The organism is Rhizobium sp. KNZ14-9A (assembly GCF_056755015.1).
In genome coordinates this window covers 62738-75147 of record NZ_JBPGXB010000002.1, presented here as the reverse complement: position 1 = coordinate 75147, position 12410 = coordinate 62738, and the positions used below count along the sequence as shown (strand labels likewise).

The 12410-nt window shown below is 60.7% G+C and carries 12 protein-coding genes; 4 read left to right on the top strand and 8 right to left on the bottom strand.

Going from position 1 to position 12410, the window contains the following annotated elements; translation table 11 throughout:
• The first annotated feature begins 212 nt into the window (after positions 1 to 212).
• Together ACR9ZQ_RS06445 and ACR9ZQ_RS06440 are read left to right on the top strand one after the other, a co-directional pair.
• Positions 213 to 1217 (top strand): formylglycine-generating enzyme family protein, encoded by a 1005-nt coding sequence (locus ACR9ZQ_RS06445; RefSeq protein ID WP_113322695.1) that lies wholly within the window; start codon positions 213 to 215, stop codon positions 1215 to 1217.
• Positions 1192 to 2208, top strand: a complete 1017-nt coding sequence (locus tag ACR9ZQ_RS06440) for an HAD family hydrolase (RefSeq protein WP_481427340.1) — start codon at positions 1192 to 1194, stop codon at positions 2206 to 2208. Before ACR9ZQ_RS06445 ends, ACR9ZQ_RS06440 begins: the two co-directional genes overlap by 26 nt.
• Positions 2209 to 2253: 45 nt before the next feature.
• On the opposite strand, the gene ACR9ZQ_RS06435 is transcribed toward ACR9ZQ_RS06440, so the two are convergent.
• The 3 genes from ACR9ZQ_RS06435 to ACR9ZQ_RS06425 all read right to left on the bottom strand — a co-directional run bounded on the left by ACR9ZQ_RS06435 (position 2254) and on the right by ACR9ZQ_RS06425 (position 5454).
• Positions 2254 to 3036, bottom strand: a complete 783-nt coding sequence (locus ACR9ZQ_RS06435) for a hypothetical protein (RefSeq protein WP_481427339.1) — start codon at positions 3034 to 3036, stop codon at positions 2254 to 2256.
• Positions 3037 to 3288: 252 nt separating this feature from the next.
• Entirely contained in the window at positions 3289 to 5028 is a 1740-nt protein-coding gene (locus ACR9ZQ_RS06430) for a hypothetical protein (protein WP_481427338.1), read from the bottom strand.
• A 126-nt stretch (positions 5029 to 5154) separates the two neighbouring features.
• Complete coding sequence (locus ACR9ZQ_RS06425; RefSeq protein ID WP_113322702.1) at positions 5155 to 5454, bottom strand: hypothetical protein; 300 nt, start codon at positions 5452 to 5454, stop codon at positions 5155 to 5157.
• 242 nt (positions 5455 to 5696) lie between these two features.
• Between ACR9ZQ_RS06425 and ACR9ZQ_RS06420 the strand changes: the two genes are divergently transcribed.
• Positions 5697 to 7634, top strand: coding sequence for a mechanosensitive ion channel family protein (locus ACR9ZQ_RS06420; protein WP_481427337.1), 1938 nt, complete (start codon positions 5697 to 5699; stop codon positions 7632 to 7634).
• 27 nt (positions 7635 to 7661) lie between these two features.
• On the opposite strand, the gene ACR9ZQ_RS06415 is transcribed toward ACR9ZQ_RS06420, so the two are convergent.
• The 4 genes from ACR9ZQ_RS06415 to ACR9ZQ_RS06400 all read right to left on the bottom strand — a co-directional run bounded on the left by ACR9ZQ_RS06415 (position 7662) and on the right by ACR9ZQ_RS06400 (position 10634).
• Complete coding sequence (locus ACR9ZQ_RS06415; protein ID WP_310386108.1) at positions 7662 to 8717, bottom strand: NAD(P)H-dependent flavin oxidoreductase; 1056 nt, start codon at positions 8715 to 8717, stop codon at positions 7662 to 7664.
• Between the two features lie 65 nt (positions 8718 to 8782).
• Entirely contained in the window at positions 8783 to 9028 is a 246-nt protein-coding gene (locus ACR9ZQ_RS06410; protein ID WP_113322707.1) for a tautomerase family protein, read from the bottom strand.
• Between the two features lie 61 nt (positions 9029 to 9089).
• Complete coding sequence (locus tag ACR9ZQ_RS06405) at positions 9090 to 9803, bottom strand: SDR family NAD(P)-dependent oxidoreductase (protein ID WP_481427336.1); 714 nt, start codon at positions 9801 to 9803, stop codon at positions 9090 to 9092.
• Between the two features lie 48 nt (positions 9804 to 9851).
• Complete coding sequence (locus tag ACR9ZQ_RS06400; RefSeq protein ID WP_481427335.1) at positions 9852 to 10634, bottom strand: MBL fold metallo-hydrolase; 783 nt, start codon at positions 10632 to 10634, stop codon at positions 9852 to 9854.
• A 78-nt stretch (positions 10635 to 10712) separates the two neighbouring features.
• Between ACR9ZQ_RS06400 and ACR9ZQ_RS06395 the strand changes: the two genes are divergently transcribed.
• Positions 10713 to 11600 carry a LysR family transcriptional regulator gene (locus ACR9ZQ_RS06395; protein ID WP_310386113.1) on the top strand — a complete coding sequence of 296 codons (888 nt, stop codon included), beginning with the start codon at positions 10713 to 10715 and terminating at the stop codon, positions 11598 to 11600.
• A gap of 33 nt (positions 11601 to 11633) precedes the next feature.
• Here ACR9ZQ_RS06395 and ACR9ZQ_RS06390 read toward each other — a convergent pair whose 3' ends face one another.
• Entirely contained in the window at positions 11634 to 12392 is a 759-nt protein-coding gene (locus ACR9ZQ_RS06390) for a FadR/GntR family transcriptional regulator (RefSeq protein WP_310386115.1), read from the bottom strand.
• Between the last annotated feature and the right edge of the window lie 18 nt (positions 12393 to 12410).

Below are 12410 nucleotides of genomic sequence, written 5' to 3'. Positions count from 1 at the left end.
AGCGCCAGCAGGCAAGACGCCAACCTGATCCGGCTCATAATATCCGTCCGATACCCATGCGGCACGAGAAGACACAGGCTCACCCTCGCAAACAAGTACGTTACCGTAAATTTACGCCAGCCATTACCTCGCGCGCGAGCGCGTTTACGGTAACGTACTTCCGTCTCCCCCGCTTAAGCGCGAAACTTCAAGCTCAGACTCCGGAGGTGACGATGGCGTTGGCATTCGACGATGGGCAGGCTTCGGGAGCGACACCCGAAGGCATGGTCTGGATTCCCGGCCGGACCTTCACGATGGGTTCGAACGACCACTACCCGGAGGAAGCGCCCGCACATCCCGTGAAGGTCAATGGCTTCTGGATCGACGAAATCCCGGTCACGAACCGCAGGTTCACGGAGTTCGTCAAGGCGACCGGCTATATCACCTTCGCCGAAAAGACGCCCGAGGCAAGGGACTACCCCGGCGCCAGGCCAGAGATGCTGCGCGCCGGATCGCTTGTCTTTTTCCAGCCGAAGACGGTCAGTGGGTCTGATATCACCCAGTGGTGGACCTTCAAGTTCGGTGCGAACTGGCGCAGGCCGCTCGGTGGCCTGAGCGACCTGCGCGGCAAGCTCGACCACCCCGTCGTTCATGTCGCCTGGTGCGATGCCAAGGCCTATGCGGACTGGGCAGGCCTTGACCTGCCGAGTGAAGCGGAATGGGAGCTTGCAGCTCGCGGCGGCCTGGACGATACCGAATTCGCCTGGGGCAACGAGCTGATGCCCGGCGGCACCCCCATGGCCAACACCTGGCAGGGAACCTTCCCCGTGACATCCACGAAACCGAAAGGCCATGAGCGGACTTCGCCCGTTCGCAGCTTTCCGCCGAACGGCTACGGCCTCTACGACATGATCGGCAATGTCTGGGAATGGACCACCGACTACTGGTCCGACCGCCACACGGAACCCGCTGCAAAAGCCTGCTGCATTCCAAGCAATCCGCGCGGCGGCGGCGTGGAGGCGAGTTACGATCCCCGCCAACCCAGCATCCGCATTCCGCGCCGTGTGCTGAAGGGCGGCTCGCATCTTTGTGCACCGAATTACTGCCGTCGCTATCGCCCGGCAGCCCGCCATGCCGAACCGGAGGATACATCGACGAGCCATCTCGGCTTCCGCTGCATCAAACGCGTTTCAGCGCCACCGGAGGACGTCCATGAGACGATCCACTCAAACCATTGACGCAAGCCTTGCCTCCCTCGTCGTCGCTCTCATCCTTCTGATCGCGGCATCGTGGAACCCGGTCCTCGCGCAGGAGCCGCTGCCTTCGTGGAATGACACGTCCGCCAAGAGCCGCATCACGGATTTCGTCAAGGCAACCGTCACGGAGGGTGGTGAGCGCTATGTCGCGCCTTTGAACCGCATCGCCGTCTTCGACAATGACGGCACGCTTTGGTCCGAGCAGCCCTACTACGCGCAGCTCGGCTTTGTGCTCGACCGGGTCAAGACGCTCGCGCCACAGCATCCCGAATGGAAGACCAGAGAGCCCTTCAAGAGCGTTCTCGGCGGCGACCTGAAAGGCGTCGCAAGAGGTGGTGAAAAGGGCATGGTGGACCTCGTGATGGTGACGCATGCCAACACGACCACGGACGAATTCAACACGATCGTCACCGACTGGTTTGCGGCATCGAAACATCCGAAGACCGGCAAGCCCTATACCGAGATGACCTACCTGCCGATGCGCGAACTGCTGGACTATCTGCGCGCTAACAGCTTTCGCACCTATATCGTCTCGGGCGGCGGCGTGGAATTCATGCGTCCGGTGACGGAAAAGATCTACGGCATCCCGCCCGAACAGGTCGTCGGCAGTACGATTGCCTCCGAATATGATCTGGTCGGCGACGTTCCGGTTCTCAGACGCCTGCCGAAGATCGACTTTGTCGACGATGGTCCAGGCAAGCCGGTGGGCATCAACAAGTTCATTGGCCTCAGGCCGATCTTCGTCGCCGGCAATTCGGATGGCGACTACGAGATGATGCGCTGGACGACGGCAGGCAAAGGTCCGGGCTTCGCCATGCTGGTCCACCATACCGACGCCGCGCGGGAATACGCCTATGATAGGGATTCAGCCTTCGGGAAGCTGGATAAGGCACTCAACGAGGCCGAGCGCCGCAACTGGCTGGTGGTCGACATGAAGAACGACTGGAAAAAGATCTTCGCTTTCGATCAGTGAAAAAGCGCTCGGTCGGGTGATTGCCGCGAGCGCCCTCGCGCAATCTCAGAAATGAAAGACGACGCCCAGGATCGGGCCATGCTCGACGATATCGTTGGTCAGGGTATCGTCACTATAGTTCACGCCGAGAGCACGATAGCCGGCAACGGCGGAAATGGTGTCATTCCATTTGTAGCCGATAGCCGCCATGACATCCCAGTCGAGATCGGCACCGCCGGCGCCGATCAGACCCCACCCGGTAAAATAGATCGAAGGCGTGATCGAATACATCCCCCTGACGCCGGCCATGGCATCGACCCAAGTGGCATCGTCAGTGCCTGACACGCCGCCCAGCGGGCCGCCGGAAAAGGAAATCGTCGTTTCGGTATACCAGATCTTCACGCCGCCGATCACATCGAGGCGGCCCTGGGGCTCGTCTGTCACCGAGTAACCCGCACCGATCATCGCCGTGAAGGTTTCCGTTTTCAGGTCGACCTCGTCGGCGAATATGCCGCGCGGCGTGGCCGAGTCCGTCGTTATGCGGGCATAGATAATATCGGTCACGATGCTGAAACGGTCATAACGGGCGTCACCCGCTGCCATGAAGCCGAAATCGATATCCGAGAGAATATCGCCGAAACTCTCGTCGACATGAACCTCCGGAAGGCCGAAAACACCGGTGTCGCCCGTGATCCCGGCGGCCCAGAAATAGGGCGAGATCGAAAAGGTCCATTTGTCAGGATCATCCGGCAGCGGCTGTGGAGCGAGAACGGGAGCAATATCCGCAGCCTTCACGACTGCGGGAGCGGCCAGAATGGCCGCGGAAAGCAATAGCATGGTGGTTCGCATCCAATATCCCTCTGCTGACCCACGAATTTAATCGCCCCTGTGGCGATAGGATACATCTCCGGCTCTACGCGGAAGTACGTTACGGTAAACCGCGCCGTAAACGCCGCTGTAAACGGGCCTGTCGTTTTCGGGATATTGCGACGCTTCTGCCTCGGAAGCCGAAAGGAAAAACGCTTCGAATGTTCTCGTCGCATCGGCCCACCAGGTTGCAGGAGAGCTTTGCAGAGAACGGAAGCGAGCAGCTAATCCCATTTACGGGTTCACGGCTCCGGTGACGTCGTTGAGCGCGAATACGGCCCCCGCCTTTGTCAGTCCTGCTACGATCTCTGCCGAAAGTAATGGCTGGAAGCGCCTTGCCTCGAGCTTCCAACGCAAGGTGCGCTCGAAATCCGGATCCCTGCCCCGCACATCGGCAAGCCGCTCCTTCGCCTGGTCGGAACCGAGCTGACCGAGTGCGGCCACCCGTAAAGCCCGCACGACGAAATCGGTGCAGTTCACCTGTTCGGCAAGCAATGAGGCCTCCGACCAATCACCGCGGCGATAAGCATCCAGGGCAAGCACGAGCATGGCATCACGCGGCACGATATCGACGGCCCGCCCCGCATCCTGCGCCATGGCGACACCGGCGTCGAAGTAACCGGCCGAAAACAGTACGGAAGCAAGTTTCGCCACCGCATCCGGATTGCTCGGATTGAGCGAGATCGCCCGGTTCCCGGCCTGCAGCGCCGCATCGATGCGCCCATCGGCGAACTGCGTCATCATCAGCGCCACATAGGCGCGGTCCGACATTGGGGCGAGCGAAACCGCGCGGTTTGCCAAATCGAGAGCACGGGCGCGCACCGCGGCATCCCCGGCCGCGGCCTCCGGCGCGATGAGGACACGTGCGAGCAGCGCCTTCGCATCGGAATTGCTCGGATCGGCGGCAAGCGTCCGTTCAAGGCAGGAGCGCACCGCGGCCATATTGTCCGAGCTGCCGTCATCGAGCTGATATTCGGCACGCAGGACGCAGGCGTTTCCGATCGACTCCGTACTGCCGGCATGCGTTTCGATATTATTGATCGCCCCCCGCGTCGCTGCAAAGCGGCGAGCAAGAACATCGACGATCTCCTGACGGGCCGCTGCCGGGCTCCTGCCATCGATGGCGATCTTTTCGAGCCCCGATTTCAGGAGGTCGCCGGACTGGCTGTCAACGATCTGCCACCAGACGCTCCTGATATCCCCGTCGCCGTAATATTTCATGTCTATTTCATAGGCCCGCCCCGAGACCTTCTGGTTTCGCTTATCGGCATAACCTGCCTTCGCCACTGTCAGCGTCTGGAATTGTGTCAGCGCCGTCAGCAGCATATCGCGCGTCTGGCTAGCCTCGCCCTGCAGCCTGCTGTCGACTGCATCCATGGAAAGAGCAACGGAAGGACGGACCGTCAGGGACGGCTTCGATGCATAGGCGACAGCGCCGGCGACAATCGCGACGCACAGCAGCAGCGCCCCGCTGGCATATATCGCCAGAGGCCGACCTGAGGGTGAAGCGGCAACAGAGCTCTCCGCAACTTGAGAAACCGGAACATCATCCGGCGTCTCGGGCAGATCGCTTTCCAACGCCAGCTTTTCCTCGTCTTGTTCGTAAGGCACATGCGAACGGGGGAAAAGCGTCACATACGTTCCCTTGGGGATGTGGATTGTCACATCACGCTCGGCACCGAAGGCTTCGTAATAGTTCTCGACCGACGAACGCAGCCGGCTCACCTCGATGCGCACGATCGGATCGTTGGATGCATCGAAATTGCTCGCTCGGCCGAGAACGTCTAGTGCGATGGAATAGGCCTTAACCCCCTCCTCGCAGCCGGCGAAACGCCTTTCCGCAAGATACCTGAGAATGGCCCGTTGCCGTTCCGTGGCGTGGAATCTGGGATCGGACAGAATTCGTTCGAGTTCCGCCCTGGCCTCCGGCAACGATACTTCGCATGCCCTGGTATCGTGTACTTCAGCACCCATGATCGCCCCGTACGCGCTGATTAGGCTAAAGTATAACAGAGATGTTTATCGCCGAGACAGCAGAAGGTTGCAACCGAAAATGCTAACAAAACCAGTAGACGATAGATTTTAACGCGAGTCAGCGCCTCAATCCGGCACGCTAGGGCGGTGTTCCAGGACATATTGAATGATGTCGGATTCGATTTCGGCACAGATGGTTTCGTATTCTGTCACCATCGGATAATGCTCGTCTCCAGGCTGCCGCATCAGCCGCCCCAGAGCGAGGCTTGCTTCTTCATAAGCCTCAAAGAGATCGTCGAGCGAATGGGATTTCGATGCGAGAAGCTGCAGTCTGCCGCGCATGGCAGGCAATTTCAGCATGAGCCGCCACAGCCCGCGCTGTGCGGTTTCGGTACTGTTGCGATTAATGCCTCCTTTCCCACGCATTGGAATTTCGGCCTCCTGCTCATCCCGCCAACTATGGAGTGGCGGGCGGAAGATGGAAGTACGTTACCGTAAATTCGCCACCGTTTACGCTTCCTCCCTCGCCTTTACGCCGGAGTTTACCGTAACGTACTCCCCTAAACGCATCGGCTGTGCACATCCTTCTATTTGTGTAAGGATGAGCGCATGGACAGATCGGTGACGGCCTCTGCTGCAACCGGCAGCTTCGCCGGGAGACATCTAGGATGATCAGGCTGGCGGTATTTCTTCTGGCTTTCCTCGTTGTGACCGCGGCGGCGGCTCAAACCGCGCCACCACCGCCTCAGCAGAAGATCGACCAACTGATAGGCCTGTTGCAGGATCCCGAGATCCAAACCTGGCTGGAAAGTCGGAAGAAGGAGCAGGACGCAACAGCCGCAGCCGCCCAGCCATCAGGCTTTGCGACCTGGGAAGCGCGAGTGCGCGCGCGCATCGATGGTATTCTCGCGGCCGTTCCGCGCATCCCCTCCGAAATGTCCGAAGGCGCCGCTCGTGCTCGCCAGGACGCCGTCTCACACGGCTATGCGCCGATCTTCCTGATTTTTGCCGGCTTGGTCGCAATAGGCGCGGCCGCCGAATGGCTCTTCAGGCGCGCGCGCCCCGCATCGATCGGCCCGGTCGCCCGTCTTCTTCCGGTCGCAGTCTTTAGCGTGGTTGTGGCGATCATATTCTTCGCCGTCGAATGGCCGCCGCTCGCCCGGCTGGTCCTCCTTGCCTATCTGGTCGCCTTCATCGTCTACCGCATCGGCGCTGTCCTGATTGGCCTCGTGGAAAGCAATCGCCCCGGGCTTGTTATCCGCGCCCGAATCTTTCTCGGCATCACACTGTTTGCTGTAGCAACCTCAACACTCGGAGCACCACTTGGCGTTGATCCCGCCGTCACCGAAGCGATCTCCTACGGCTTCTCGATTCTTCTACTGGCGCTGGCGATTGAAACGGTCTGGTCGGCTCTCATCCATCCCCTTGTCATAAAGGCAGGGCTGACCGCCTTTCTTGCCCTCCTATGGGCACTCTGGTGCCTGGATCTGCAAGGTCTTTTCTGGATCGGCGTCTATGTCCTTGTCCTGCCGGATCTGTTGCGCGCCACGGGCAGGGCTGCGGCAACACTCACTTCTGCACCGCCTGAGAGTCCGAAGAGCATATTGCTCGTGCGCGGCAGTCGGGCAATCGTCATCGCGCTCGCTGCTGGGTGGCTTGCTCTCGTCTGGCGCTTCAGCCCGGATTCCCTCGCAAATCAGAACGCGACGATAGCCGCCGTCCTCAATGGATTGCTGAAAGGCGTCATCGTACTTTTGATTGCCGATCTTCTCTGGCAGCTTGCCAAGGGCTGGATCGATCGCACCATTACCACCTCTGCAGACGCGACCGGCCTCGCCCCTGCCGAAGTGGCAAAACGCGCGAGATTCAGGACGCTTTTGCCGATCTTCCGCAATGGACTTGCCGTCATGGTGGCGGTCATGGCCGGCCTGATCGTTCTCTCCCAGCTTGGCGTCGAGATCGGGCCGCTCATCGCCGGCGCGGGCATCTTCGGCGTAGCGATCGGCTTCGGTTCACAGACGCTGGTCAAGGACGTCATCAGCGGCGTTTTCTACATGCTCGACGATGCCTTCCGCGTCGGCGAATATATTCAGGCGAAAAACTACAAGGGAACGGTGGAAGGCTTCAGCCTGCGCTCGGTGCGGCTGCGCCACCATCGCGGCCCAGTCTTCACTGTCCCCTTCGGAGAGCTCGGCGCTGTGGAGAACATGAGCCGCGACTGGGTGATCGACAAATTCCGCATCTCGGTCGCCTATAACACCGACATCAACAAGGCCCGGAAAATTACCAAGGCGATCGGCGCAGAGCTGAAAGAAGATGCCGAGGTCGGTCCCCTCTTCATCGAGCCGCTCAAGATGAAGGGCGTCGAGGAATTCGGCGACTACGGCATCGTCCTGAGTTTCGCCATGACGACCGTGCCCGGCATGCAGACCTATATTCGCCGCAAGGCCTACGCGATGATCCGGGAAGCCTTCCAGAGCAACGGCATCGAATTCGCCCAGCCCATGGTTCAGGTCGGCGGCGACGACAAGAACGGCGCGGCCGCCGCCGCAACAGCCACGCTCCGCGCTACCCAGCAGGCGAAGGCAGCCGGCGCGGAGGGCTGACATATTATTGTAACGGCAGCGACCGTCTTAATCGGCCTCGACGAGATAACGCGTCAGCGCCGCCGCCGACATTTCGCGCGCTAGGCTCGCGGCCTGACCGGCCCACATATTGCTGAAATCCGGCCTGCCATCCTTCTCGGTCACCGCTCTCAGCGGCGCAAGTGCACCGCCGGCGGTCGGGAAGGCCGGTGCGGTGTCCGACAGCGGTCCGATTTCCCGCATGATACGATTGACAATCCCCCGTGCCGGACGGCCGGTAAAGATATTGGTCAAGGCGGTATTGTCGTCCCGCGCCGATTTCAGCGCTTCACGGTGAAAGGTCGTGACCTTTGCCTCCGGCGTAAAGAGATAGGCGGTACCCACCTGAACTGCGGACGCGCCAAGCACAAAAGCGGCGCGAACACCGCGCCGGTCACTGATGCCACCAGCCGCGATAACAGGCACGAAAACAGCATCGACGATCTGCGGCACGAGCGCCATCGTACCGACCTGCGTTATCATGTCGTCATCAAGGAAATTGCCCCGGTGTCCGCCGGCTTCCAGGCCCATTGCAATGACCGCATCGACACCGCGCTCCACCAGCCAGCGCGCCTCCGCGACTGTCGTCGCCGAAGCGATGATCTTCGCACCGGTGAGCCGCACGCGCTCAAGCAGGTCCGCTCCCGGCAGGCCGAAATGGAAGCTGACGACTTCGGGCCGATAGCTTTCGACAACCGCACAATAATCGCTATCGAAAGGTGCACGCCCTGCCGCCGGCACCGGCGCGGCAGGATCGAGCCCCAGCTCGACATAATAGGGCGCAAGCGCGGTGCGCCATTTCATCTGGGCGACGGGATCGGTTGCAGGATTGGCATGTGCGAAGAAATTCACATTGATCGGCTTTGATGTCGCCGAGCGTATCTGGTCGAGTGCCGCTTTCGTCTGCTCGATTGTCAGTAGCGCTGCAGGAAGCGATCCAAGACCGCCGGCTTCGCTCGCCGCAATCACCATCTCGGGCGTGGTCGCGCCTGCCATTGGGGCCTGAATGATGGGGAGCTCGATCCCGAAGAGGCCGATGATACGATTGTCCTGCCAATTGCCCATGACACGATACTCCATGCATTGCGTTTGATCATAAGCGAGTGGCGGCTTTGCAGGCCGCCACGACACTATTTCTGCTTTGCTGCTTTTTCCGCAAGCTGCTTGCGATATTCAGGCACAGGCACACCACCGACACCCCAGTTTTCCATCTCGACTTCATCAATGACGACAAAGGTGCTGTCGTGCGGCTTGCCGAGGATATCGAAGAGCAGATCGCTGACGCCTTTAATCAGGGCGGCTTTCTGCTCCGGCGTCGTGCTGGTTGCGCCCGGAGCCGTGCCTTCACGCGTCACTTTGATATTCACATAAGGCATTGTCGTTCTCCTTGAAGGACGGGCGCTATGGAGCGCTCCGTCCGTTGCCTATTCTCTCGGCTTACCAGCGACCGGCATGCTGGCCGCCATCGACATTCAGCGTCTCGCCGGTGACGAAGCCGGCACGCTCCAGATAGAGCACGGCATCGACGACTTCGCTCACCTCACCCAAGCGGCCGACCGGATGCAGGGCGCTGAGGAACTCATGCGTTTCCGGCGCATGCATCGGCGTCCTGATGATACCGGGCGCCACCGCATTCACGCGAATGCCGCTCTTGGCATATTCGATCGCAAGCCCGCGGGTTACGGCGTCGAGACCGCCCTTCGTCAGCGTCGCAAGGCCCGTGGGAACGCCGGCGATCGGCTGATCCACGAGGGCCGTCGTAATCTGAACGATGTGACCATGGCTCTGCTTCAGCATCTGGGCAATGGCAAATTGCGTGACATGGAAGAAGCCCGCAACGTTGACGTTGATGACGTTGTTGAAGTCCTCAACCGTGTATTCGGTGAACGGTTTGCCGATGAAGATGCCGGCATTGTTGATCAGCGTATCGATGCGGCCGAAACGCTCGACGGCCGTCTTGACCACCTCTTCGGCCACGCCACGCTCGCCGATGCTGCCGGGTACTGCGACAATGCCTGCATCGGACGAAGGCTGGATGTTGCGGGAGTTGGCAACGACGACATAGCCTTCCTTGCGATAGGCTTCGACGATGCCCGCGCCGATACCCTGCGAGGCACCGGTGACGATTGCGACTTTCTGTTCATTGCTCATGGTATGTCTCCGTGGAAGATGGCGCTTTGCGCCATGTTTGAGAGGTGATCAGGCCGTCAGGTCGACGGCGAGCGGCTTGCCTTTTTCGAAGAGTTTCAGGCGATCTTTGAGGTTGAAGACCGAGAACGTGTGTGCGAGCTGGTCCTGAGTTTCGCGGAAGTGCACCCAGCCTTCGTTATGCGCGGATACGAGGAGGGCGTTCGGGAAGGCGTGCGCCGCCTCCAGAGCGTCTTCGCTGCCCATCGTCACGTGGAAGCGGCCACGGGGCTCGGCAGCGCCCGTAAACAACAGCACGACCTTGGGAGAAAACAGCCGCGCAACCTCGGCCGTACCCTCGTACCAGACCGTGTCACCGGTCACGTAGAGAAGGTCACCTGGCTTTTCGCGGCCGAGAGCAAAACCGACGACATCACCGGAAATCGGCTCGATGCCGACGGGGCCGTGGCGGGCAGGTGTTGCGGTGACCAGCAGCTTCTCGCCGCCGGCGCCTTCCAGCGTTACGGTTTCGAACGGTGCAAGGCCCAGCGCATTGTCGCCCAGCCGCTCCGCTCCAGCCTTCGTCGTGAAGGTGGTGCGGACGTCAGGAAGCATTGCCCGTCCGGCATTGTCGAGATTGTCGAAGTGCTGGTCGTGGCTCAAAAGAACCGCATCCAGCCGACCAATCTCTTCGACCGACAAGGCAGGGCCGGAAGTCTTTTCGAAACGGACTGGCGTTTCCTTGTAGAGGCCCGGCGGGTCGAAGGTCGGATCGGTGAGAAGCCGGAGCGTGCCGTGTTCGATCAGCACGGTTGGCCCGCCGATAAGCGTGAGATTAAGATTGGAAGAGGTCATGTCGGCAACCTTTCTGTTTCGAGGTCGCCTCCTATCTAGTCCCGTTCCCTTCTGCGAAAAATTCTCTATTCTTTGCCAATGGCTGATAAAAAACGCACAGAGCCCGATTGGCAGGACATCAGGGTTTTTCTCGCACTCGGACGGCACGGCAGCCTTTCGGCCGCGGCCCGCACATTGCGCGTCAACCACGCAACGATTGCCCGCCGGCTTCATTCACTTGAGGAAACGCTCGGCGAAAAACTGGTCGAGCGCCGCCCGGACGGCTATGTGCTCACACCCGCCGGAACCCGCGCACTCACTGCAGCAAGCGATATGGAAGCCTCCGTCCAGACGCTCGGACGGGGCTGGAAGGATGACACGCCGAAAGGCTTGGTGCGCATCAACGCGTCGCCCGCACTCTCGCAGGGCTTCCTGATCCCCCGTCTGGCGGAAATCACCAAACAATATCCGGGCCTCGACATCGACCTTGCGACTGACCTGCGTACCATAAGCCTTGAACGCCACGAGGCCGACATCGCCATACGCCTGGCAAAACCTCAGGACGGCGATCTCATTGCCAAGCAGCTCGCGACAATCGGATACGGATTTTACGGAACGCAGGAGGTTTGCCGGCAGGTCGAAAACGGCGCGGAACCCGTCTTCGTCGGATTTGACGAGGTGAACGGCTATGTGCCCGAGGCGATCTGGCTGGCCCGCCACTTCTCGCACGCGCGTGTGTCCTTCCGCGCCAACAATCAGGTTTCCCAGGCGATGGCTGCCAAGTCAGGCGCAGGTCTGGCGCTCCTGCCGCATTACATCGGTCGCACAGAAAAAAGCCTCTATGCTTGCTCGCTCGAGCTCGTCCCGCCGCCGCGGGAAGCCTGGCTTCTCACCCGACGCCAGCAGCGCAAGGATCTGCCGATCCGGACCGTCGCCGAATACATCACCAAGATATTCGCGACGGAACGAGCTTTATTCGAGGAATGAGGCCTCGAGTCCACATCACGGAGCCGGGCTTCCTCAGAAGGACAGGTCGAGCACGCGTCCTTCGAACAGACGGTCGCGTGAACCCTCCAGGTGAGCGCGCATCAGGTCACGGGCGCTCTCCGCCCTGCCCTCGGCGATCGCCTTGTAGATTTCGTTATGCTCCTTGTACACCTGCTCCAGCCCAGGCCGCGGGCCGAGCAGCGAAAGCCCGTGCAGATGCATGCCAACGGCGATATGCGCTTTCAGCGCATCCATGGAGGCCGTGTAATAGTGATTGTTGGCCGCCTCGGTGACGGCGCGGTGGAAGACGAAGTCGGCATCCACCCGGTGCAGCTGATGACTTGTCGCTTCGCGCAGATCCGCAAGGGCTGCGGCAATCTTCTGGATCGCGGCATCGTCGCGGCGCTTGGCAGCAAAATAGGCGGCAGCCGGCTCGATCGTCAGGCGGAATTCGTAGCAGCGCTGGATATCGGCAATCGTCTTGACCGGCGAATAGGCAAGCTGCGCCGTCGGCGAGCCATGCGCGCTGACGAAGGTGCCAGCCCCCTGCCTTGCATAGACAATCCCCTGCTCTCTGAGACGCGCCAGCGCATCGCGCACAATGGGGCGCGAGACGCCCAGCAGAGAGGCAAGTTCATGTTCGCCCGGAAGGCGTGAATCCGGCGGATAGTTGCCGGCGCGGATACGCTCCATCAGCTGATCGAAGACACGGTCGACCAGCTTCACGGCTCTGCCTGGCCGGGCTGCCGGCGCCGCTTCCGGATTCACCGATCCGCCATTCGCTTCATCCACTCTCATTCTCCCTGCTAG

What these genes read in the sequence shown, in the direction of transcription:
- ACR9ZQ_RS06445 (WP_113322695.1), top strand. Translation starts at nt 213, where the DNA reads ATGGCGTTGGCATTCGACGATGGGCAGGCTTCGGGAGCGACACCCGAA.
- ACR9ZQ_RS06440 (WP_481427340.1), top strand. Translation starts at nt 1,192, where the DNA reads ATGAGACGATCCACTCAAACCATTGACGCAAGCCTTGCCTCCCTCGTC.
- ACR9ZQ_RS06435 (WP_481427339.1), bottom strand. Translation starts at nt 3,036, where the DNA reads ATGCGAACCACCATGCTATTGCTTTCCGCGGCCATTCTGGCCGCTCCC.
- ACR9ZQ_RS06430 (WP_481427338.1), bottom strand. Translation starts at nt 5,028, where the DNA reads ATGGGTGCTGAAGTACACGATACCAGGGCATGCGAAGTATCGTTGCCG.
- ACR9ZQ_RS06425 (WP_113322702.1), bottom strand. Translation starts at nt 5,454, where the DNA reads ATGCGTGGGAAAGGAGGCATTAATCGCAACAGTACCGAAACCGCACAG.
- ACR9ZQ_RS06420 (WP_481427337.1), top strand. Translation starts at nt 5,697, where the DNA reads ATGATCAGGCTGGCGGTATTTCTTCTGGCTTTCCTCGTTGTGACCGCG.
- ACR9ZQ_RS06415 (WP_310386108.1), bottom strand. Translation starts at nt 8,717, where the DNA reads ATGGGCAATTGGCAGGACAATCGTATCATCGGCCTCTTCGGGATCGAG.
- ACR9ZQ_RS06410 (WP_113322707.1), bottom strand. Translation starts at nt 9,028, where the DNA reads ATGCCTTATGTGAATATCAAAGTGACGCGTGAAGGCACGGCTCCGGGC.
- ACR9ZQ_RS06405 (WP_481427336.1), bottom strand. Translation starts at nt 9,803, where the DNA reads ATGAGCAATGAACAGAAAGTCGCAATCGTCACCGGTGCCTCGCAGGGT.
- ACR9ZQ_RS06400 (WP_481427335.1), bottom strand. Translation starts at nt 10,634, where the DNA reads ATGACCTCTTCCAATCTTAATCTCACGCTTATCGGCGGGCCAACCGTG.
- ACR9ZQ_RS06395 (WP_310386113.1), top strand. Translation starts at nt 10,713, where the DNA reads ATGGCTGATAAAAAACGCACAGAGCCCGATTGGCAGGACATCAGGGTT.